The sequence below is a fragment of the Nocardia sp. NPDC059154 genome (genome assembly GCF_042755705.1).
Lineage (GTDB): Bacteria > Actinomycetota > Actinomycetes > Mycobacteriales > Mycobacteriaceae > Nocardia.
Genome location: NZ_JBHZCS010000035.1, coordinates 75,020 through 97,026, shown reverse-complemented (window position 1 = coordinate 97,026; position 22,007 = coordinate 75,020). Strand labels below are relative to the sequence as shown.

General features: G+C 70.7%; 13 protein-coding genes (1 of these 13 cut by a window edge). 5 read left to right on the top strand and 8 right to left on the bottom strand.

Features of this window, described 5'->3' with window-relative positions:
- Window positions 1–7: 7 nt before the first annotated feature.
- Window positions 8–1,570: a carboxyl transferase domain-containing protein gene (locus tag ACFXN1_RS28070; RefSeq protein WP_379443349.1), complete on the bottom strand. Its 1,563-nt coding sequence runs from the start codon at window positions 1,568–1,570 to the stop codon at window positions 8–10.
- Between the two features lie 112 nt (window positions 1,571–1,682).
- On the opposite strand from ACFXN1_RS28070, the gene ACFXN1_RS28065 reads away from it, so the two are divergent.
- Window positions 1,683–2,273, top strand: a complete 591-nt coding sequence (locus ACFXN1_RS28065; protein ID WP_379443351.1) for a TetR/AcrR family transcriptional regulator — start codon at window positions 1,683–1,685, stop codon at window positions 2,271–2,273.
- A gap of 244 nt (window positions 2,274–2,517) precedes the next feature.
- Here ACFXN1_RS28065 and ACFXN1_RS28060 read toward each other — a convergent pair whose 3' ends face one another.
- On the bottom strand, window positions 2,518–3,282 hold the full coding sequence (locus ACFXN1_RS28060) for an enoyl-CoA hydratase (RefSeq protein ID WP_379463704.1): 765 nt from the start codon (window positions 3,280–3,282) through the stop codon (window positions 2,518–2,520).
- A 20-nt stretch (window positions 3,283–3,302) separates the two neighbouring features.
- Complete coding sequence (locus ACFXN1_RS28055) at window positions 3,303–3,746, bottom strand: SRPBCC family protein (protein WP_354836440.1); 444 nt, start codon at window positions 3,744–3,746, stop codon at window positions 3,303–3,305.
- A 95-nt stretch (window positions 3,747–3,841) separates the two neighbouring features.
- Here ACFXN1_RS28055 and ACFXN1_RS28050 point away from each other — a divergent pair, with 95 nt between their 5' ends.
- Window positions 3,842–5,062 (top strand): TetR/AcrR family transcriptional regulator, encoded by a 1,221-nt coding sequence (locus ACFXN1_RS28050; RefSeq protein ID WP_379443361.1) that lies wholly within the window; start codon window positions 3,842–3,844, stop codon window positions 5,060–5,062.
- Between the two features lie 3 nt (window positions 5,063–5,065).
- Here the strand turns inward: ACFXN1_RS28050 and ACFXN1_RS28045 are convergent, their stop codons facing one another.
- Window positions 5,066–5,269 (bottom strand): hypothetical protein, encoded by a 204-nt coding sequence (locus tag ACFXN1_RS28045; RefSeq protein WP_364614165.1) that lies wholly within the window; start codon window positions 5,267–5,269, stop codon window positions 5,066–5,068.
- Window positions 5,270–5,590: 321 nt separating this feature from the next.
- Here ACFXN1_RS28045 and ACFXN1_RS28040 point away from each other — a divergent pair, with 321 nt between their 5' ends.
- The gene (locus ACFXN1_RS28040) at window positions 5,591–5,812 is read left to right on the top strand and encodes a hypothetical protein (protein ID WP_379443355.1); all 222 of its coding nucleotides are present in this window, start codon (window positions 5,591–5,593) and stop codon (window positions 5,810–5,812) included.
- Window positions 5,813–6,337: 525 nt separating this feature from the next.
- Complete coding sequence (locus ACFXN1_RS28035; protein WP_379443356.1) at window positions 6,338–7,213, top strand: esterase/lipase family protein; 876 nt, start codon at window positions 6,338–6,340, stop codon at window positions 7,211–7,213.
- Between the two features lie 25 nt (window positions 7,214–7,238).
- Here the strand turns inward: ACFXN1_RS28035 and ACFXN1_RS28030 are convergent, their stop codons facing one another.
- Window positions 7,239–7,907 (bottom strand): TetR/AcrR family transcriptional regulator C-terminal domain-containing protein, encoded by a 669-nt coding sequence (locus tag ACFXN1_RS28030; protein ID WP_379443358.1) that lies wholly within the window; start codon window positions 7,905–7,907, stop codon window positions 7,239–7,241.
- A 102-nt stretch (window positions 7,908–8,009) separates the two neighbouring features.
- Between ACFXN1_RS28030 and ACFXN1_RS28025 the strand changes: the two genes are divergently transcribed.
- Entirely contained in the window at window positions 8,010–8,492 is a 483-nt protein-coding gene (locus ACFXN1_RS28025) for an ester cyclase (RefSeq protein WP_379399462.1), read from the top strand.
- A 322-nt stretch (window positions 8,493–8,814) separates the two neighbouring features.
- On the opposite strand, the gene ACFXN1_RS28020 is transcribed toward ACFXN1_RS28025, so the two are convergent.
- The 3 genes from ACFXN1_RS28020 to ACFXN1_RS28010 all read right to left on the bottom strand — a co-directional run.
- The gene (locus ACFXN1_RS28020) at window positions 8,815–8,961 is read right to left on the bottom strand and encodes a hypothetical protein (protein ID WP_157184737.1); all 147 of its coding nucleotides are present in this window, start codon (window positions 8,959–8,961) and stop codon (window positions 8,815–8,817) included.
- A gap of 120 nt (window positions 8,962–9,081) precedes the next feature.
- Window positions 9,082–9,300 carry an MbtH family protein gene (locus ACFXN1_RS28015; protein ID WP_354836456.1) on the bottom strand — a complete coding sequence of 73 codons (219 nt, stop codon included), beginning with the start codon at window positions 9,298–9,300 and terminating at the stop codon, window positions 9,082–9,084.
- A 13-nt stretch (window positions 9,301–9,313) separates the two neighbouring features.
- A protein-coding gene (locus ACFXN1_RS28010) for a non-ribosomal peptide synthase/polyketide synthase (protein ID WP_379463703.1) crosses the window boundary here: on the bottom strand, window positions 9,314–22,007 show its 3' portion. Its footprint extends 6,200 nt past the window's final position; the window shows 12,694 of its 18,894 coding nt (coding positions 6,201–18,894); its start codon lies off the right edge, out of view; it ends in the stop codon at window positions 9,314–9,316.

Below are 22,007 nucleotides of genomic sequence, written 5' to 3'. Positions count from 1 at the left end.
AAGGTCATCACATCCGGAAGACGCCGTAGGAGACGGGCTCGAGCGGGGCCTGCGCGCAGACCGAGAGGGCCAGGCCGACAACGGTTCTGGTGTCGGCGGGGTCGATGACGCCATCGTCCCAGAGGCGGGCCGTGGAGTAGTACGGGTTGCCCTGGTGTTCGTACTGCTCCCGGATCGGGGCCTTGAACGCCTCGAGGTCCGCCTCGGACTGGTCACCGCGCACGGTGGCCAGCACGGACGCCGCCTGCTCGCCGCCCATGACCGAGATGCGGGCATTGGGCCACATCCACAGGAAGCGCGGCGAATACGCGCGCCCGCACATGGAGTAGTTGCCCGCGCCGTAGGAGCCGCCGACGACCACGGTCAGCTTGGGCACGCGGGCGCACGCCACCGCGGTCACCATCTTGGCGCCGTGCTTGGCGATGCCGCCCGCCTCGTAGTCGCGCCCGACCATGAAGCCGGTGATGTTCTGCAGGAACAGCAGCGGGATCTGGCGCTTGTCGCACAGTTCGATGAAATGCGCGCCCTTCATGGCGGATTCGCTGAACAGCACGCCATTGTTGGCGACGATGCCGACCGGGTGGCCGTGGATGCGGGCGAAGCCGGTGACCAGCGTCTTGCCGTATTCGGCCTTGAACTCCTGGAATTCGCCGCCGTCCACCATGCGGGTGATGACCTCGCGGACGTCGTACGGGGTGCGCAGGTCCACCGGGACCACGTCGTACAGCTCGTCCTGCGGCGCAATGGGATCCACGGTCGGCGCGACATCCCACGGGGTCGGGGTCTTCGGGCCGAGGGTGGCCACGATATTGCGCACGATGCGCAGCGCGTCCTGATCGCTCTCGGCGAGGTGGTCGGTGACACCCGAGGTGCGCGAGTGCAGATCGCCGCCGCCCAGCTCCTCGGCGGTGACCACCTCACCGGTGGCCGCCTTCACCAGCGGCGGGCCGCCCAGGAAGATGGTGCCCTGATTGCGCACGATGACGGTCTCGTCGCTCATGGCGGGCACGTACGCGCCACCGGCGGTGCAGGAGCCGAGCACCGCGGAGATCTGCGCGATGCCCTTGGCGCTCATGTTCGCCTGGTTGTAGAAGATGCGGCCGAAGTGCTCGCGATCGGGGAACACCTCGTCCTGACGGGGCAGGTAGGCGCCGCCGGAGTCGACCAGGTAGATGCACGGCAGGTTGTTCTGCAGCGCCACCTCCTGGGCGCGCAGGTGCTTCTTGACCGTCATCGGGTAGTAGGTGCCGCCCTTGACCGTCGCGTCATTGGCGATGATCACGCACTCGCGCCCGGAGACGCGGCCGATACCGCCGATGACGCCCGCGCCGGGTGACTCGTCGTCGTACATGCCGTTGGCCGCCAGCGGCGACAGCTCCAGGAACGGGCTGCCGGTGTCCAGCAGCTGGTCCACCCGCTGGCGCGGCAGCAGCTTGCCGCGCGCCAGGTGCCGTTCCCGGGCCCGCTCCGGTCCGCCCAGCGCGCTGACGGCCAGCTGCTCCCGCAGCTCGTCGACCAGCGCCAGATGCGCGGCCCGGTTCCCGGTCCGTGTGCCTTCGGTCAGCGTCATCCGCTCCGCCTCCCCGTTCGGCCGATCCGGCCGCTCGGTTAGTCACCAATAACTGGAAAATAAGATAATCTTCACTAACTGAGTTGTCCAGCACCGGCGAGAGGGAGCCACGGTGAACACTGCGGAAACCGTCACGATCACCCGTCGTGAGCAGCTCAAAGCCCAGCGTAGGCAGCAGCTGCTGGAGGCGGGGGCGCGGCTCATCGCCGATCGCGGATTCCTGGGCATGCGGCTCGACGATCTGGGCGCGGCGGCCGGGATCAGTGGGCCCGCGGTGTATCGGCACTTCCCCAACAAGGAGGCGCTGCTGGTCGAGCTGCTGGTCGGCATCAGTCAGCGGCTGCTCGACGGCGGCCAGGCCGTGGCCGAGCAGGCGGCATCGCCGCAGGAGGCGCTGAGCGGGCTGGTGGACTTCCACCTCGACTTCGCCCTCGGCGAGCCCGAACTCATCCGGATCCAGGATCGCGACCTGGAGAACCTGCCGGAGTCCGCGCGCCGTCAGGTGCGGCGCACCCAGCGGCAGTACGTGGAGGTCTGGGTGGCGGTGCTGCGTGAACTGCGGCCGGAGCTACTCGAGCAGGCGGCGCGCGTGCAGGCGCACGCGACTTTCGGCCTGATCAACTCCACGCCGCACAGCGCGCCGGCCAGCGCGACCCGTGCACGGCCGGTGCTGCGGAAGATGGCGCTCGCGGCTCTGGGGTGAGGTCGGCACTGGGCTGAATTCCCCTGGCGCGGTATGGATGTGGCGCGGGCGGAGATGATCCGCCCGCGCGGAGCGGGGTCGGGCGAGGTGGCCCCGCAGCCCGACGGGCCAGCGACCACGCCACGGCGCGGGGCACTCGCGGTGGCGGGCCGAATCTCCCCGAGCGCGGTCGGGGATGGTGGCGGGGTGGGTGGGGTGTTGTTTCCTCTACTCCCCCCCCCCCCCCCCCCCGTCACTGTGTTTCTCAGTTCTTCGAACCCGTGATCCGGGTCTGGGCCGCGGCCAGGCGGGCGGCGAACTCCGGGGATTCCAGGGAGGCCAGCTGCGGCACCACCTCGGTGTTCACCGCCTCGGCGTGGGCTGCCAGGGCGCGGGTGGCGCGCATGGTGCGCTTGGTGGTGATGAGCAGCTCGCGCGGGACTTCCGCGGTGGCGGAGGCGAATTCGACGGCGGTGGCCACCAGGGCGGCATGATCGCCGTCGACGACGCGGTGCACCAGACCGGCCTGCGCGGCGGCCTGCGCGTCGAGCACCTCGCCGAACAGCGTCATGGCCGTGGCCTGCTGTGGGCCGACCGCGCGCTGCAGCATCCAGGTCATGCCGCCGCCCGGGTGGATGCCCAGGCGCAGGAAGCGAGCGTCGAAGCGCGCCTTGGGATTCGCGAATCGCACGTCCGCGGCCAGGGCCAGGTTCAGGCCCGCGCCGACCGCCGCGCCGCCGACCGCCGCGACGGTGGGCAGCTTGCAGCGCGCCACCGCCAGGAAGCCCTCGTAGATGGCCCGCAGGCCCTCCTCTTTCGCCTCACCCAGGGCGGTCAGGTTCGCGCCCGCGCAGAAGGCCGGGGGCGTGCCGGTGACCACCAGCGCGTGTACCGAGTCGTCGGCCTCCGCGTCCGCCACCGCGTCCGCGAGATCGGCGGACAGGTCCAGCGTCAACGCATTCCGCTTGTCGGGGTCGTGCACCGTTACGAGCGCCACTGATTTCAGGCGCTCCACCTTGATCTCCGCCATGGCCCAGATGGTAACCCGCGTCACCGCCCGCCCAACTCGCGCTCCGCGGTTCGCAGCACCATGACGAAGCCGCCGCGCACCACCGGCAGGAAGATCCGCGTCCACAGCGGCGCGAGCACGGGCGCGGCGATCTCGAAGGTGGACGACCAGCGCACCCGGGTGCCGGACGCGACCGGCGCGCAGGTGATGGAACCCTCCTGATGCCGCAGCGGCGGAACGGAATTCAGCAATCGGTAGCGCATGAGGCGGGGCGGATCGTATTCCACGATCTCCTCGGTGAGGCGCAGCAGCGGGGTCACCACCAGGCGCACCGCGCCCGCACCGTTGCCCGCGGTATCGCCGGGACGCACCAGGGTGACGCGGCGGACCATCGGGACCCGTTGGTAATTGGCGACATCGGTGAGCCAGTCGAAGACGTCGGGCGGTGCTGCCGCGATGGTGCGTTCGACATCGACCGTGCGCATGCCGGCTCCGTTCTGATGGACGCGGATCCTGTGGGCAGCCTACGAGATCGGCGGCGCGGCGTCGACGGAAATGCCTGGTGACTACGATTGCGAATATGACCGTCGAGGAGCAGCCGCAGCGCGTGATCCGCCGCCGCCCGAAGAACCGGCGCGCCCAGATCGCCGCCACCTCGGCCGCCGCCTTCGGTTCGCTCGGCTATCACGGCGTCAGCATGGAGGACATCGCCGCGCGGCTCGGCATTTCCTCGGCCGCACTGTATCGCCACTATCCGAGCAAATACGCGCTCTTCCGCGAGGAGTTGCTGCGGCTGGCGCGGCTGACCGCGGAGGCCGCCACCCCGCCCGACGAGTCCGAGGGCCTGTCCCCGCGCGAACGGCTGGACCGGGTGCTGGACCGGTTGATCGCCGAGACCATCGCCAATCGCGCCACGGTCACCCTGGTGCGCTGGGAGCGCCGCTACCTCGACGACACCGACCGGCAGACCCTCGAGGAGCAGTTCACCGCGGCGCTGGCCACCCTGCGCGGGCTCATCGCGGATGTGCGGCCCGAACTGGACGGGCACAGTCGCGCGGTGCGGGCGGTGTCGATACTCAGCGTCATCTCCAGCATTGGCGACCATCACGCCACGCTGCCCGCGAAATCGCTGACGGCCCTGCTACATTCGGCCTGCGACGCCATCATCGCGACCGAGCTGCCGCCCGAGGGCACCGCCGCCGAGCCGCCGCGGGCGGTGGAGATTCCGCAGAGCTTCAAGCACGAGCTGCTGCTCAAGAAGGCCGTCGAGCTGTTCCACGCGCGCGGCTATCCGAACGTGAGCGTGGAGGACATCGCGGCGGCGGCGGATCTGTCGGCGGCCTCGGCGGTGTACCGCTACTACCGCAGCAAGGGCGATCTGCTGGCCGCCGCGTTCCGCCGGGCGGCGGATCGGGTGTCGGGGGCGATCGGGCCGGCGGTGGCGTCCTCGTCGAGTCCGGCCGAGGCGATGAGCAAGCTGGTCGACCTGTACGTCGCGGGGTCGTTCGCCGAACGCGAGCTGACCTTCGTGTACTACGCCGAGTTCGGGCACGTCGCCGCCGAGGAGCGCACCATGCTGCGCAATGTGCAGCGGCTCATCGTGACCGAGTGGGTGCGGCTGCTGGTGGCGGTGCGCCCGGAACTGTCCGAGGGCGAGGCGCGCATCCTGGTGCAGGCCGCCTTCGGTCTGGTGGTGGACCTGGGCCGGGAGTTCGGCGGGTATCCGGCGATCTGCCCGCAGCCCAGGGTGATCCGGCTCATGGAGGTCACCCTCTTCGGAGCCGGGACGCCGGAGTCCTGAGGGCTAACCGGCCAGGGTTTTCAGCGGGGTGAACGGCGCGTAGTCGCACACGTGCCCTTTGTCCCAGTCCCACAGCGAGATCGGATCGACGGCGACGCCGCTCTGCAGGATGAGCCGCCAGCCGGCGTCCTCCCGCTGCCAGATGTCGCCGTCGCGGTCCCAGTAGAGGCCGATGGTGTTCGGTTCGACCGTGTCACTCCGGCTCATGGTCTTCCTCTCATAGCTACCCGTCAGCGATTGCGGGACTCCGGGCAGCCAGGCTGCGGCGCGCATAATCGCCGCCAGGCACGGCCTCGTCGTCCTCGCTCCTGCTCATTGCGGTCACCATTGGCAATCCCGGTGTAGCGGTCATGCCGAAAAGTATTCGCCGCCACGCTCCCGAGACTCTTTCGTGGTGATTAGGGCTTCTCTTCTGAGCAAATATATTTGCCAAACATTCGCCGATGGTTGAAGCTGCACGCGCGAGTCGAATTCACTCACCGGTTTCCGCCGTTTGCGGCCGCGTCTCGGCGGAATAATTGCTGTCATATGGTCGAACCGATTCACGCACTCGGCCCGATCCAACTCAGCATAGAAGACCAGTCGGTTGGTTTGGGAGCCATCGTGTTACGGACTTCGCCGGCCCGCCTCGCCGCTGCGGGCGGCCGCGCCACCAGCACCGATCGGCTCATCGACGATCTGCGGGAAGGCAATCCGCCGCCAACCGGCCTGTCGATGCTGCAAGTGCACATTCGCTATACGAGGGACTAACAGATCTCCGGCTCGCTGCGGCGGAAATGCGCGCGGCGGTGGAACTGGAACTCAATCGGCTCACCGAGGTCACCATCGAACTGCGCACCGTCTTAGACGCGCATCCCCTCACGCGAGGAAATCGCCCGGTTGCTCGCGACCGCGCAATACGGGCCAAGGCGCCGGCCACGCTGCGGCACTCGCGCGGGTATCCGGGCGCCGAATACGGCATCGACCCCGCGCCGGTGACCGGCGCGGTGGGCGAGACCTCGCGGGCCGCGCCCCACCACGCCGCCGGGTCCTACCGGACAGGATCAGGGACGTCGTCGATCGGGATATCGGCGGACCCATGCCCTCGACCAGCGACTACGAGCCGGCGGCAGCACCCTGTTGCGTGTGCTGCGGATACACGTAGTCTCCTTGGAATCGGTTGCGGCAGAATAGTACCCAAGGCAGCGTCGGCACCCAAGGGCCCGCGGGTCGGAAACTGCCGGTTAACGAGGTTTCGGGCGGGTTACACGAATCGGGCCGGAAGGCGTTGTGTCCATGAGAATTATGGCGAAGATCGCCGCTGTCGTCGCGGGGGCTGCGGTGCTGTCGATGGGAACGGCGCAGGCTGCGCCGGATACCGGGTCCGGAAGCCGGACACTCCCGGCCGGGGACACCATCGAGCCGGCCATCGATTGCGCGCCGACGACCGCGCACCCGGATCCGGTGGTGGTGCTGCCCGGCGGGGACGGCAGTCCGGAACAAACCGCCGCGCAATGGGACACCATGGTCGGGGCGCTGCGCGGGGCCGGGTACTGCACCCTGGTGTTCCAGGGCGGGATCGTGAACGACAAGCGATGGAACGGCGATATGCCCGGCGAGGCGCGGCAGGTCGCGGACTTCATCGCGAAGGTGCGCCAGGCGACCGGGGCCGACCGGGTCGAGATCGTGGCGCATTCGGCGGCGACCATCGTGTCGAACTACTACCTGAAGCTGCTCGACGGCGCGCCGACGGTGAATCACGCGGTCTTCCTCACGCCGGAGGTGCGCGGGTGCGATGGGGCGGGTGTCCTCGGCCTGAAGAATCCACCGATCACCCCGGTGCAGCTGCTGACCGCGGCGCCGTGGCTGCAGTCGCTGCTGGCCGCGAGTTCGCCGGATTTGGCCACCGCCATGCAGATGATGCCGGACTCACCGACGTACCGCGCGCTGTTCGACACCGCGGTCACCCAGCCGGGCGTCACCTACTCGGTGATCGCGACGCGCAACGATCAGCTCGCCACCCCCGCCCCCGCCTGCTCGACCCTCGACGAGCCGGGTGTGGTGAACGCGGTGTACGAGGATCTCTTCCCGGGAGCGGAGCCGGTGGATCACTCGCTGATCCGGTCCAGCACCGAAACCGCGGGCTGGGTCCTGCAGCAACTGCAACGCTGACCGGCCGCGATTCCGGGTATCGCTCTCACACCTGGTGATTCGCCGGTAGTCCCGCGGCGGCGAAGCCGTGGACGAGGGCCGCTACGGCGAACTCGAAACGGGTGCGGTCATCGGTGCCCGCGCCGGTGCGTGCCGCCTGCAGGATCAGCGGGAATTCCTCGGGCTCGAGGGTTTTCAGGTAGTCGACCGACCCGGGATCGCCCGCCTCGTTGACGGGGGCCGTATGGGCTTCGGAATTGGCGTGGGCCACCACGAACAGGGTGAGTGCGTTCAGGGCGTCGAGGGCGGGGCCGAGGTCGAAACCTGCCTCCACCAATAGTTTCAGGCCGCGTTCGGCGGTGTGCAGGGTCTTCGGGGTCACCGCGGGCCGGGTCGCGACCAGCGGCAGCGCGCCGGGATGCGCGAGCAGCGCGGTCCGCAGGGCGCGGGCGTAGTCGACGAGGACCGATTGCCAAGGGCCGTCGGTGAATCCGGCGTCGGCCTCGGACATGACGCGCTCGACCATGCCGTCGAGCAGCGCGTCCTTGTTCGGGACGTAGTGGTACAGGGTCATGGCTTCCACGCCGAGCTCGGCGCCGAGCTTGCGCATGGACAGCGCGGCCAGGCCGTCCCGATCGGCGAAGGCGAGCGCCGCGTCGAGCACCTGCTCGCGGGAAATGCCTGCTCGTTCGGCTCGGGTGCGCTTGGCGGCCATCGGGTTTCCTTCCGGTGTTGACAACTCTTACGTCGTAAGTGAATCATAGTCCACAGCAACGACCTCTTACGACGTAAGAGTCATCGGAAAGGGAGAAACCGCATGACCACCACCACCGTCGCCGACAACAAGACCGTCATCACCGCGTTCATCGACGCGCTCAACCACGGCCTCGAGGGTGGGACCGAGTGGGTCCGTTACCTGTCCCCGCAGGTGATCGACCACAACAAGGTGATCTTCGGGGAGGAGGACGCACCGGGCGCCGCCATCGAGGGCTTCCGTCAGCAGCTCGCGGCCTTCAGTGCCATCGACAAGCCACAAGGCAGTGCCATCGACGAGCAGGAGAGCGGAATCCTGGTGCAGGAGTTGATCGGTGAGGACGATCGGATCGTGGCGCGGCTGCGGGTGATCGGCCGCCACACCGGCACGCATGCCCGCATGCCGGAGCCGACCGGACGCACCTGCGACGTCGAGCAGATCTGGATCTTCACCCTGACCGACTCGCGCATCAGCGAGATCCGCGCGGTCAGCGACCGGCTGGGCATGTTTCTTCAGCTGGGCTGGGACTGGCCGGCCGTCGACTGAGCGCCGACGGCCGGACGTCGCGGGCCCGGGGCCGCCAGGACCAGAATGTCCTGGCGGCCTTCATACCTGGCCGACCGCTACGCAGTAGTCGTGGTCTGCGGCGGGAAGGTGTACGAGGAACCGGTGCCCAGCGCCTTGGCCATCATCTCGAAGAGGCTGTTCACTGCACTGCCGCTGAACATTGCGCCTCCTAGCCCTGGACGACCGAGGTCGACGAGCCCGAGGTCACCAGGTGGGCGAAGGCCAGGAGGAGGTCGGTGAAACCGCTGCCGGTGTAGAGAGGCATGGAAATCCTTTCAGAGTGTTCAGTGTTCGACGCGAATTACTTCGCGTTGCGGCGCTTGGCCTTCGGGCCCTTGGGGTTGTAGCTCGCGGTGGAACCAGCGCCGAGGAACTGCAGCACCTGGGTCATCAGGGCGCCGATGTCGACGGTGGTTCCGCCACCGGTTGGGGGAGGAGTGGTGGTCATGGTGTTTCCCTTTCTTTCACGACGCGGACAGACCCCCTCGATTTGTGGTTTCTTCTCGGGACCGCCGCACGGGGCCGATATGACCCCGGGTCTTGGCTGCGGAACTGTTGTGCCGCAGGGCTATTCGGGATCGGCCGCCATCGCCTGGACCAGCGACGCCGGCCGCATATCGGTCCAGTGCGCTTCGACATAGTCCAGGCAGCTCTGCCGGCGGGCCGGACCGTGCGCGACGGTCCAGCCACCGGGGACGGCGGCGAACACCGGCCACAGCGAATGCTGGGCCTCCTCGTTGACAAGTACGTAGAACTGCGCGTTTTCGTCATCGAAGGGATTGCTCATTCGGGTTGCCTTCCTAAGTCCGGGGAGTGCGGGCGTTCAGCACGCGGGCGATGTGGGTGAGCGCGTCGGGCGAGGTCATCCGCCAGTGAGTAGCCGGGAGGGCGTGGTTCTCCAGCACGCCGTCGATGGCGTCGGTCCAGCTGGAGATGCCCCAGCTGCCGCTCGGATCGTCCAGGGCGGCATGGAAATACACCAGGTCGCCCTTGAAGCGGCGGGGCCGGTAGGCGCCGATGAGCGGGAAGGCCGCGAGCGCGCTGTCCACGATCCGGGCGACCCGGTCCGCGCCGACCTCCGCTTCGGCGTCGACCAGTCCCGGCACCTCGCCGAGCAGTTCCGCCACCGGGACGGCGGATTCGGGATCGATGTCGCTCTCGAGCGAGCTGTCCAGCATGGCCAGGACCGCGACCTCCTGCCCCTCGTCCTGGAGCTGCACCGCCATGGCGTGGGCGAGCACACCGCCGAGCGACCAGCCGAGCAGGTGGTACGGCCCTTCGAGCTGTACGGCGCGGATCTCGCGCACGTAGCGCGCCGCCCACTCCTCGATCGAATCCGGCAGCGGCACATCGGCGGCGAGAGTCGGCGACTGCAGACCGTAGATCGGGCGGTCCTCCGCCAGGTAGGGCGCCAGACCGGCGAACGACCAGGAGATGCCGCCGACCGGGTGCACGCAGAACAGCGGTGCACCCGTACCGGACGGCCGCAGCGGCAGCAGGACGGCGAACGCGGCCTCGGTGTCGACACCGCCCGGAGCGCTCAGCGGCCCTGCGATCTCGGCGGGCGTCGGCGCGGCGAAGATCAGCACGACGGGAACCTGCCGGCCCAGCGCCTCACCGAGCCGCGTCGCCAGCCGGACCGCGAGCAGGGAATTGCCGCCCAGCTCGAAGAAGTTGTCGTCCAGGCCGACCCGGTCCACGCCCACGACCTCCGCGAACACCGCACACACGGCGGCCTCGACTTCGGTTGCGGGAGCGCGGTATTCGCGCGGGGCGAAGTCCGGCGCCGGCAGGGCGGCGCGATCGACCTTGCCATTGGCGTTGTGCGGCACGGCGTCCAGGCACACGAGCGCCTCGGGCACCATGTAGCTGGGCAGCAGTCCCGCCAGCCGCGGGCGCAGCTGCGCGGGGTCGGCGCCGGCGTCGAGGCTGAAGTATCCGACCAGCCGCGCCGAGTCGCCCGTGCCGTCGACCACGACGACCGCGTCGGTCACGCCGGGCTGGGCACGCAGGGCGTGCTCGATCTCGGCGAGCTCGATGCGGTAACCGCGCACCTTCACCTGGAAGTCGCGGCGCTCCACGAATTCCAGCACGCCGGCATCGGCGGACCGCACCCAGCGCACCAGGTCGCCGGTGCGGTAGAGGCGCGAACCGGCCGGGCCGAAAGGATCGGCCACGAACCGTTCCGCCGTCAGATCCGGGCGGTCGTGGTAGCCGCGGGCCAGCTGTGCGCCGCCCAGGTACAGCTCGCCGGGGACGCCGACCGGCACCGGTCGCAGCCGGTCGTCGAGCACGTACACCCGGTTGCCCGCCTCCGGGGTGCCGATCGGCACCACGGCCTGGCGCAGGTCGGTGTCGGTGCGGAATCGGGTGACCGACACCGCCGCCTCGGTCGGGCCGTACAGGTTGTCGATGCGCGCGGCGGTCGCGGACCGGGCGCGCCGGAGCGTCTCGGCGGGCAGCGCCTCGCCGATGACCAGCAGGCGGCGCAGTGACGCCGGCAGACCGTCCGCGCCGGCGACATCGGCCAGCATGGCCAGCAGCGAGGGCACCAGGGTCAGGGTGGTGACGGACTCCCGGCGGATCTGATCGAGCAGTCCCTCCGGGTCGTGCTGTGCGCCTTCGGGAGCCAGCACGATCCGTGATCCGGTGCGCAGCGCCCACCAGAGTTCCCACACCGACAGGTCGAAGGCCGCGGAGGTCATCCACAGCACCGAATCGCCCTCGGCGAGACCGTATTCCGACTGCATCCAGTCCAGCTGGTGCGCGACCGCCGCGTGCGGCACGGCCACGCCCTTGGGCTTGCCGGTCGAACCCGACGTGAAGATCACGTAGGCGGGATCGGCGGGCGAGGACGGCGCGCGGCGCTCCTCGTCGCGAATCGCGGTGCCCGGCAGCGTGCGATCGTCGGCGATCGCGACGTCCAGCACGGTCGTGGCGTCTGGCAGGTCGTCCGGCAGCGTCATGGTCCGGGTGGAGCTGGTGAGCACCACGGCCGGCGCGGCCGTCCCGAGGACCATCGCGGTGCGCTCGATCGGGTGCGCGGGATCCAGCGGGACATAGGCCCCGCCCGCCCGCACCACGGCGTACATGGCGATCAGCAGTTCGATGCTGCGCGGAAGCGCCAGCGCCACCAGCGTTTCCGGGCCGACGCCCGCGCCGATGAGCACCCGGGCCAGCCGGTCGACCCGCTCGGCGAAGTCGCGGTAGCTCAGTGCCCGCCCGTCCTCGACGACCGCGAGGGCGAATGGAGTGCGTCGCACCTGAGCATCGAACTCGTCGAGCAGCCCGCGCGCGGGGAGGCCGCTGTCGGCCGCGTTCCAGGACCGCAGCAGGCGTTCGCTTTCCCTCTCGCCGAGGATGTCCACGTCGCCGATCGGACCGTGCGGGTCGGCGATCACGCCCGCCAGCAGCCGCTCCAGGCGTTCGGCGAATCCGGCGACGGTGACCTCGTCGAACAGTGCGGTCGCGTAGGTCATGGTCGCGGTCATCCCGGCCGGGGCGCCGTCGGCGTCGTAGCGGTCCATGACCACCAGGTGCAGGTCGAACTGCGAGACGTCGGTATCGAATTCGATGGCGCCGACCCGCAGCCCGTCCAGATCGAAGGCCGCCCGGTCCTGGTTGTGGAAGGAGAAACCGACCTGCACCAGCGGGTGACGCGCGGTCGAACGCTCCGGGTTGAGCACCTCGACCAGCCGCTCGAAGGGCACGTCCACGTGGTCGAAGGCCGCGACGTCGCGGGCCCGGACCCGCCGCAGCAGGTCGGTGAAGCCTGCGGCCGGGGCGACCTCGGTGCGCAGCACCAGGGTATTGACGAACATGCCGACCAGATCGTCCAGCGCCGCGTCACCGCGCCCGGCGACCGGGGTGCCGACCGCGATATCGGTCGAGCCGGTCAGCCGGGACAGCAGGGCCGCGAAGGCCGCGTGCACGGTCATGAACAGGGTCGCACCGCTGGATCGGCCCAATTCGGCGAGGGCCGTGTGGGTTTCGGCGTCGATGGTGAAATCGACGCGGCGGCCGTCGGTGTCCAGCACCACCGGCCGGGGGCGGTCGGCGGGCAGGGTGAGCAGCGGGGGCAGTCCGGCCAGCGTCTCGGTCCAGAAGCCCAGCTGCCGGGAGACCAGCGAGGCGGGATCGTCCTCGGAGCCGAGCAGTTCGCGTTGCCAGACCGCGTAATCCGCGTACTGGATCGGCAGCGGCGTCCAGGCCGGAGCAACGCCCGACTTGCGCGCCGCGTAGGCCGTCATGACATCGCGGGCCAGCGGCACCAGCGAGCTGCCGTCACCCGCGATGTGGTGCATGACGACCACGAAGACGTGGTCCTCCAGGGCCAGCTGGAACAGCGCCGCCCGCAGCGGCACGGTCGCGGTGACGTCGAAGCCCTGGCCGATCACCTCGAGGACGGCCGCCATGACCGTTTCTTCGGTCACCGGAATCGTCTCCAGCGCAGGCAGATCCGTGGCCGCGGTGGCGGGCAGCACCACCTGCACCGGACCCGACTCGGTTTCCGGGTAGACGGTGCGCAGCACCTCGTGCCGGACCACCACGTCGGTGATCGCGGTGGTCAGCGCCGCCACGTCCAGCGGTCCGGTCAGGCGGATGGGGAGCGGGATGTTGTAGGCGGTGGAGTCCGGATCCAGGCGGTTCAGGAACCACATGCGCTGCTGTGCAAGAGAAACCGGGACCGGGCCGGTCACCGTCCGGGGCAGCAGCGGCGGGCGGGCGGGGGCGTCCGAGTCGATCGCGAGCACCGCGGCGGCCAGCGCCTCCACGGTCGAGTGCTCGAACACCGCCCGCACCGGCACCGGCACGCCGAACGCGGCGCTCAGGCGCGCGGCCAGCTGTGTCGCGGTGAGCGAATTTCCGCCGAGCGCGAAGAAGTCGTCGGCGAGGCCGACCCGCTCCGCGTCCGCGGTGCCGAGCACCGCGGCGACCACCCCGGCGACCGTGCGCTCGGCGTCGGTGCGCGGGGCCCGGAATTCGACGGTGCGGAAGACCGGCTCCGGCAGGGCCTTTCGATCCAGCTTGCCGACCGGGGTGAGCGGGACGGCGTCGAGCACCATGATCGATGCGGGCACCATGTACGCGGCCAGCGAGCGGCCCGCGTGGGCGGCCAGCTCGTCCAGGTCGATGGCGTGTCCGGGCGCGGCCACCACGTACGACACCAGCGCGACCGCGCCGGCGGCGTCGGTGTGGCCGAGGGTGACGGCGAATTCGACCGTCTCGTGGGCGGTCAGTGCCGCGTCGATCTCGCCGAGCTCGATGCGCAGGCCGCGCACCTTCACCTGATGGTCGGCGCGGCCGACGTATTCGAGCCCGCGGCGGCCGTCCGCCCGGGCCGTCCAGCGCACCAGGTCACCGGTGCGATAGAGCCGCTCGCCCGGCGCCCCGTACGGGTCGGCCACGAAGCGCTCGGCCGAGAGTCCAGGCCGCGCATGGTATCCGCGCGCCACGCCCGGGCCGTTCACGTACAGCTCACCGGTGACGCCGACCGGCACCGGCCGCAGCCGGGCGTCGAGCACGACCGCGGTCATGCCGGCGGTCATGGCGCCCAGCTCGACCGGCTCGCCGGGCAGCAGGGGCGCGCTGATATTGCAGGTGATGGTGGTCTCGGTCGGACCGTAGCCGTTGTGCGCGGCCCGCCGTCCGGTACTCCAGCGGGCCACGGTGTCGGGGCCGAAACCCTCACCGCCGATGGATAGTTCGCGCAGTTCCGGCAGCTGTTCCGGGTCCAGGGTCTGCAGTACCGAGGGCGTGATGAAGGCGTGGGTGACACCCTCGGCGGCCATCAGGCCGGTGAGTTCCGCGCCGCCGTACACCTCGGCCGGGGCGATCACCAGGCGCGCGCCGACCGGCGTGGCCATGAGGATCTCCAGCGGGTAGGCGTCGAAGCTCGGCGAGGACACCTGCAGCACCCGGGCGTCGGCGCCCAGGCGGTAGCGCTCGCGCTGGGTGACCGCGATGCCCGCGACGCCGCCGTGCGAGACGACGACGCCCTTGGGCAGGCCGGTGGAACCGGAGGTGTAGATCATCCACGCCGGGTTGGCGATCCGCACCGGACGGCGCAGCTCGCTCGCCGCGATCGGCTGCGCGTCGAGACCGGCCGTGGCCGCGACGAATTCGGGTGCGTCGAGCACCAGCCAGGTGGCCGCGCCGGGCAGCCGGTCGCGGCTGCCGGTGACGGTCAGGCCGAAGGTGGAGCCGGAGTCGGTCAGCATGTGCTCGATGCGGTCGGCCGGGTAGTTCGGGTCGACCGGGACGAAGGCCGCGCCCGTCTTGGCGATGGCCCACACCGCCAGCAGGGTCAGGTCCGAGCGCGGAACCGCCAGGGCGACATAGTCTTCCGCGCCTATGCCACGGCCGATGAGCACCCGGGCGAGCCGGGAGGACTCGGCATCGAGCTCGCGGTAGGTGAACTCCCGGTCCCGGTAGTGCAGCGCGATATCGTCCGGGTGGGCCGCGGCGGCCTCGGCGAAGTAGGAGCCGAGGGTGCGCGGCGGAACCGGTAGCACGGCACCGCGATCCAGCAGTCCCGCGCGTTCCGACGGGGACATCAGGTCGATCTCGCCGACCGGGACGGTGGCGTCGACGGCGATCGCACCGAGCACGCGGCCCAGGCGGCGCAGCAGACCGGCCGCGGTGACCTCGTCGAAAAGGTCGGTGGCGTAGTTCAATTCGATGGCCAGGTGGCCGTCGACATCGGGTTCGTCGGAAACGGTGAACTGCAGATCGAACCGGGCCACCCGGTGTTCGAAGTCGACCGGCTCCAGCACCAGGCCCGGCACCGCGTAGGTCTGCGCACCCAGGTTCATGTAGCTCAGGACCACGGTGAACAGTGGGTTGCGGGCCTGCGTGCGGGGCACGCCGAGGGCCTCGACCACCTGGTCGAACGGCACCGTCGCATGGTCGAAGGCGGCCAGATCGACCTCGCGGGTCTGCGCCAGCAGCGCGTCGAAGCCGAGGCCCGGTTCCGGGCGGGTGCGCAGCGCCAGGGTGTTGACGAACATGCCGACCAGGTCGTCGAGGGCGGCATTGCCGCGGCCCTCGAGCGGGGTGCCGATGGTGATGTCGGCCGATCCCGACATCCGGGCCAGCAGTACCGCGAGCGCGGCATGCCACACCATGAACGGAGTGACGTTGTGCGCCTCCGCGATTCGCTTGATCGCGGCGGCCAGGCCACCGTCCAGCCGCGCCTGCACCCGGGCGCCGCGCCCGGAGGCCACGGCCGGCCGGGGCCGGTCGGTCGGCAGCGGCAGCTCCTCGGGCAGATCGGCCAGCGCCTCGGTCCAGTACGCCAGCTCGCGTGAGCCGGACTGCTCCAGGACAGCCCGCTGCCAGAGCGCGTAATCGGCGTACTGCACCGGCAGTTCCGTCCACACCGGCGCCTGGCCCGCGGCGCGGGACAGGTAGGCGGTGATGGTGTCGCGCAGCAGCGGATCCTCCGACTGGCCGTCGCCGGCGATGTGGTGCAGCACCACCACCAGCACGTGGCTGTGCTCGGATTCGCGAATGAGCGCGGCGCGCACCGGCACCGTGGTGGTGACGTCGAAGCCGCGCCCCACGAAGCTCTCGATCCGGGTGAGGTCGGCCGCGTCGGCGCCGGTCCGCATCTCCAGGGTCGGGAGCGCGCTGTCGGCGGGCAGGACCAGCTGGTAGCCGACCCCGTCCGCGTCGGCCGGGTAGATGGTGCGCAGCGTCTCGTGGCGGCCGATCACGTCGGCGAAGGCGGCGCTCAGCACGCCGGTGTCGATCTCGCCGGTGACGCGGACGGCCGCGGGCACGTTGTAGGCCGCGGATTCCGGGTCCAGGCGGTTGAGCAGCCACATCCGGGTCTGGGCCAGCGACAGCGGGATTCGCTCCGGTCGCGGCATGCGCCGCAGCGGCAGGCGCTGCCCACCGCCGCGAATCCGGGCCGCCAGCTCGGCGACGGTCGGCGCCTCGAACAGCTGGCGCACGCTCAGCTCCGCGCCCAGGGCGGCATTGGCACGCGCCACCAGGCGCATGGCCAGCAGGGAGTTGCCGCCGCGCGCGAAGAAGTCGTCGTCGGCGCCGATGGTGACGCCGCCGAGCAGATCCCCGATCAGGGCGGCCAGCATGGCCTCGGTGCCCGGCGCGGACGCGCGGTAGGCGACGGTGGCGGCGGTGAATTCGACCGGGGGCAGGGCATTCCGGTCCAGCTTGCCGACGCTGGTGAGCGGCATCTCCGCCAGCACCGCCAGGTGGGCGGGCAGCATGTAGGAGGGCAGCTGGGTGCGGGCGTGCTCGAGCACGGTCTCGGCGTCGACCCCGGCGCCGGACACGTAGCCGACCAGGCAGTCGGTCCCGGCGGTGTCGCGGGCCAGCAGCACCACCGCGTGCGCGACGCCGGGCGCGGACAGCAGGGCCGCCTCGATCTCGCCCAGTTCGATGCGCTGGCCGCGCAGCTTCACCTGGAAGTCGTTGCGGCCCACGTACACCAGGTCGCCGGTGCGGTTCCAGCGCACCAGATCGCCGGTGCGGTACATGCGCGCGCCGGGCACCCCGAACGGGTCGGCCACGAACCGGTCGGCGGTGAGCCCGCCCCGGCCCTGGTAGCCGCGGGCCAGCTGCGCACCGGCCAGGTAGAGCTCACCGATGACACCGGTGGGCACCGGGCGCAGCCGGGCGTCGAGTACGTAGGCGCGGGTGTTCCAGTTCGGGCGGCCGATGGCGACCTCGAAATCCGGGTCGGCGTCGGAGAATTCGTGGTAGATGGTCGAGATCGCGGCCTCGGTCGGGCCGTAGGCATTGTGCACCGAGCCGCTCACCAGCTCGCGCAGGCGGCCGAGCAGTTCGACGGGCAGCGCCTCGCCACCGGTGTGCAGGTGGCGGAACGAGCGCAGCGCGTCGCCGTGGCCCTCGGCGACCAGGGCCGCCAGCACCGACGGCACGTGTTCGGCGATGGTGACGCCGAATTCGCGCATGAGCCCGGCCAGGTAGTCGAGGTCCTGGTGGCCGCCGGGACGCGGAATCACCAGGGGCGCACCGACCATGGCGGGCAGGAAGCACTCCCACACCGAGACGTCGAAGGCCAGCGGGGCGCGCTGCATGATGCGGTCGGCGCGGGTGACGCCGTAGCGGTCCTCGAGCCAGCGCAGCTGGTTCATGATGGCGCGGTGGCTGGTCGCCACGCCCTTGGGCAGGCCGGTGGAGCCGGAGGTGTAGAGGACATAGGCGAGGTTGTCCGGCCGCAGTACGCCCCGCCGGTCGGCATCGGTGATCGGCTGGTCCGAAAGACCGTCCAGGGCACCGGATTCCGTCAGCTCGGCGACATCGAGCACGCGCACGCCCTCGAGTGCGGGCAGCTCCGCGCCGCCGACGGTGAGCACCAGGGTGGCGGCGGAGGTACCGAGGACGTGCGCGATGCGGTCGGCCGGATGCGACGGATCGACCGGCACGTAGGCGGCGCCGGCGGCCACGACGGCGTACAGCGCCACCACCATGTCGATCGAGCGCTGCGCGGTGACGCCGACGATGGCGTCCGGGCCGACACCCGCCGAGATCAGCAGGCGGCTCAGGCGATTCACCCGCCGCGCCAGGTCGGCGTAGGCGACCCGGTCGCCCTCGAAGACGAGCGCGTCCGCGTCGGGGTCCTGCGCGGCGCGGGCGTCGAGCAGCTCGGCCAGGGTCTCGGCGGGCAGCACCCGGGTGGTGGCATTGCGATCCACCAGCAGCACACCGCGTTCGGCGCGCGCCATGATCTCCACGTCCCCGGCGGTGGTGCGCGAGTCGGCGAGCAGGGCGCGCAGCACGCGTTCGTAGGTGTCCTGGAACGCGCCGATGGTCGCGGCGTCGAAAAGGTCGGTGGCGTAGGTGATGTAGACCTCGATGCCGGCGGGCGCGCCCTCGGCGTCGGTGGTCTCGGCCATGGTCCAGTCCAGGTCGAACTGGGCGGCGGTGGCGTCGACGGTGAGCGCCTCGATGGCCAGGCGGTTGAGCCGGATGCTGGGCCGGGTGTGGTTCTGCAGGGTCAGCGTGACCTGGCACAGCGGCGAATGCGCCTGGGAGCGCACCGGATTCACCGCGTCGACCAGCATTTCGAAGGGCACCACGGCGTGTTCGAAGGCGGTCAGGTCGGTGTCGCGGACCTGGGTGAGCAGCTCGGACAGCGACGCGTCCGGGCGCACCTCGGTGCGCAGCACCAGGGTGTTGACGAACATGCCGACCAGGTCGTCGAGGGCCTCGTCACCGCGTCCGGCCACCGGGGTACCGATGACGATGTCCCCGGTGCCGGAGAGCCGGGCCAGCGTGACCGCCAGCGCCGTGTGCAGCACCATGAACGGGGTCACCCGGCGGGTGGCTGCGAAATCCAGGACGGCCTTGTGCAATTCGGCGTCGAAGCGGCCGCCGAAGCCCGCGCCGCGGCCGCTGGCGACCGCCGGGCGGGGGCGGTCGGTGGGCAGGGCCAGCACGTCGGGCACCCCGTGCAGGCGCCGGGTCCAGTGCGCCAGCTGGTGCGCCAGCACCGAGTCGGCGTCGTCGGGGCTGCCCAGGGCGGCGCGCTGCCACAGCGCGAAATCGGCGTACTGCACCGGCAGCGGGGCGAGGTTGGGGGTCTCCCCCGCGCAGCGGGCCACGTAGGCGCTGGCGATGTCGCGGGTGAGTGGGCCGAAGGACCAGCCGTCTGCGGCGATGTGGTGTACCACCATGACCAGCAGGTAGGCGCCGGGTTCGTCGGTGAGCTCGAGCAGGCGGATGCGGAAGGGCACCTCGGCGGTCACGTCGAAGGCGGTGCGCGCCACCGCTTCCACCAGCCCGGGCAGCTCGGCGGCCGAGACCGGCTCGGGCATCAGATCGATCAGGCGGGTGCCGGCGGGCAGGACGAGCTGACTGGCCTCGCCGTCGTGCTCGGGGTAGATGGTGCGCAGGGTCTCGTGCCGGTCCACCACATCGGCCACCGCGGCCTGCAGGGCCTCGAGGTTCAGGGAGCCGGTGAGCCGTAGCGCGAACGGAATGGTGTAGCCGTCGCGGATGTCGAAGCGGTTGAGGAACCACATGCGCTGCTGTGCGATGGACAGCGGGATGCGGTCGCCGCGCTGCTGCACCGAGACCGGCGGCAGCTCGACCACGGTTTCGGCGTCGGCCGCGGAGATCCGGGCCGCCAGCCCGGCGACCGTGGCGTCCTCGAAGACCGCGCGCAGCGGAATCCGCACGCCCGCGGCCTTGCCCAGGCGCGCCACCAGCTGGGTGGCGATGAGCGAGTTGCCGCCCAGCGCGAAGAAGTCGTCGTCGGCGCCGGCCCGCTCGACCCCGAGCAGGGCGGCGAAGACCTCCGCGACGATCCGCTCTTCGGGCCCGGTGGGGGCGCGGAAGGCGGAGCCGGCGGCCGCCGGCGCGGGCAGGGCGGCGCGGTCGAGCTTGCCGGAGGCATTGAGCGGGAGGGCGTCCAGCGTCACATAGACAGCGGGCACCATGTAGGCCGGAAGGCGCTGCGCGAGCGCTGATTTCAACTCGAAGGGCGAGATCTCCGCGCCCGGGGCGGGCACCAGGTAGGCGACCAGCTGTGGCTCGGCGCCGGCGCGGCCGGAACCGCGCACCACGACCGCCGCCTGGGCGATCGACGCCGATTCGGCCAGGGCGGATTCGATCTCGCCGAGCTCGATGCGCAGGCCGCGCAGCTTCACCTGGAAATCGGTGCGGCCCAGGTATTCCAGTTCGCCGTTGCCGAGCCACTTCACCAGGTCACCGGTGCGATACATGCGCTCGGAGACACCGAAGGGGTTGGCCACGAAGCGATCCGAGGTGAGGTCCGGGCGTGCCACGTAGCCGATGGCGAGCTGATCGCCCGCGAGGTAGAGCTCACCGGCGATACCCGCGGGCACCGGCCGCAGCCGCGAATCCAGCACGTACACCTGGGTGTTGAACACCGGGCGGCCGATCGGCACCGAGTCCACGTCGGCAGCGGTGACCTGGTGATAAGTCACGTCGACGGCGGCCTCGGTCGGACCGTAGAGGTTGTGCAGCTCGGCGCCGGTCAGCTCACGTAGTCGATGCGCGGACTTCGGCGGGAGAGCCTCGCCCGATGCGAACACCTGGCGCAGGCTGGTGCAGCGCGCGGCCGCCTCCTCCGCGACGAAAACCGCGAGCATGGACGGCACGAAGTGGGTGACCGTGACGCCTTCGCGGGCAATGAGTTCCGCGAGCTGAGCCGGGTCGCGGTGCGCCTCCGGCCGCGCCACCGCCAGCGTGGCGCCGATCAGCAACGGCCAGAAGAACTCCCACACCGACACGTCGAAGGTGACCGGAGTCTTCTGCAGCACCACGTCGGCGGCGGTCAGGCCGTACTCGGCCTGCATCCAGACCAGACGATTGACGATGGCCGAATGCGGCACCGCCACGCCCTTCGGGCGGCCGGTCGAACCGGAGGTGAAGATGACGTAGGCATTGTTCGAAGCCCGCAGCGGCGCAGCGCGATCCGCGTCGGTGATCGGCTCGTCGGAGAATCCGGTCAGGTCCAGCAGATCGATCCGCACCTGCGCGACATCCATCGCCAGGTCCTCGCCCGAGGTCAGCACGGTGACCGGATCGGCGGTGTCGAGAATGTATTCGATGCGCTCGGCCGGGTGGTCCGGGTCCAACGGCACGTACGCGGCGCCGGCGGCGGCCACCGCGTACATGCCGACCAGCAGGTCGACGGAGCGCCGCATGCCCAGGGCCACGAAGGAATCCGGGCCGACGCCCTCGCCGATCAGCCAGCGCGCCAGCTGCCGTACGCGCACGGCGAACTCGCTGTACGTCAAGCTCGCAGCCGGTTGGGAGGTATCGGCGTGCTCGAAGGTGAGAGCGGTCGCGTCGGGAGTCCGGGCCACCTGGGTCTCGAACAGCGACACCAGCGTCGCGGCGTCGCCCGCGGGCAGGTCGAGCGCGGCGGCGGTGTCGTTCCACTCGTGCAGGATCCGGGTCCGCTCGGCGGCGTCGAGCAGGTCGATGTCCCCGACCCGCACTGTCGCGTCGGCGGCCACGGAGGCCAGCACCCGGCTCAGCCGCTCGGCGAGCGCGGCGGCGGTGCCGGCGTCGAACAGCTCGGTCGCGTAGCGCAGATTGCCGCTCAGGCCGGCCTGGTCGCCCAGCTCGCCGACCACCAGGTGCAGGTCGAATTTGACCGTGGGGTCGTCGATCTCGATCGGGGCCACGGTCAGGCCGGGCAGGGCGAAGTCCTGCGCGCCCTCCATGCGGGCCGCATCGGTGAAGGTCAGCATCACCTGGGCCAGTGGCGGCGCCCCGGTGGTGCGGTCCACGGCCAGGGCATCGACGATGCGCTCGAAGGGCAGTTCGGCGTGGGCGAAGGCGGCCAGGTCGGCGGTGCGCACCCGGCCCAGCAGGTCGGTGAAGGACAGGTCGGGCTCGACCTGGGTGCGCAGCACCAGGGTGTTGACGAACATGCCGATGAGGGCGTCGAGTTCGCGTTCGCCGCGGCCGCCGATCGGCGAGGCCACGGCCACGTCGGCGGTGCCGCTGCTGCGCGCCAGCAGG

What these genes read in the sequence shown, in the direction of transcription:
- ACFXN1_RS28070 (WP_379443349.1), bottom strand. Translation starts at nt 1,570, where the DNA reads ATGACGCTGACCGAAGGCACACGGACCGGGAACCGGGCCGCGCATCTG.
- ACFXN1_RS28060 (WP_379463704.1), bottom strand. Translation starts at nt 3,282, where the DNA reads ATGGCGGAGATCAAGGTGGAGCGCCTGAAATCAGTGGCGCTCGTAACG.
- ACFXN1_RS28055 (WP_354836440.1), bottom strand. Translation starts at nt 3,746, where the DNA reads ATGCGCACGGTCGATGTCGAACGCACCATCGCGGCAGCACCGCCCGAC.
- ACFXN1_RS28050 (WP_379443361.1), top strand. Translation starts at nt 3,842, where the DNA reads ATGACCGTCGAGGAGCAGCCGCAGCGCGTGATCCGCCGCCGCCCGAAG.
- ACFXN1_RS28045 (WP_364614165.1), bottom strand. Translation starts at nt 5,269, where the DNA reads ATGAGCCGGAGTGACACGGTCGAACCGAACACCATCGGCCTCTACTGG.
- ACFXN1_RS28040 (WP_379443355.1), top strand. Translation starts at nt 5,591, where the DNA reads ATGGTCGAACCGATTCACGCACTCGGCCCGATCCAACTCAGCATAGAA.
- ACFXN1_RS28035 (WP_379443356.1), top strand. Translation starts at nt 6,338, where the DNA reads ATGAGAATTATGGCGAAGATCGCCGCTGTCGTCGCGGGGGCTGCGGTG.
- ACFXN1_RS28030 (WP_379443358.1), bottom strand. Translation starts at nt 7,907, where the DNA reads ATGGCCGCCAAGCGCACCCGAGCCGAACGAGCAGGCATTTCCCGCGAG.
- ACFXN1_RS28025 (WP_379399462.1), top strand. Translation starts at nt 8,010, where the DNA reads ATGACCACCACCACCGTCGCCGACAACAAGACCGTCATCACCGCGTTC.
- ACFXN1_RS28020 (WP_157184737.1), bottom strand. Translation starts at nt 8,961, where the DNA reads ATGACCACCACTCCTCCCCCAACCGGTGGCGGAACCACCGTCGACATC.
- ACFXN1_RS28015 (WP_354836456.1), bottom strand. Translation starts at nt 9,300, where the DNA reads ATGAGCAATCCCTTCGATGACGAAAACGCGCAGTTCTACGTACTTGTC.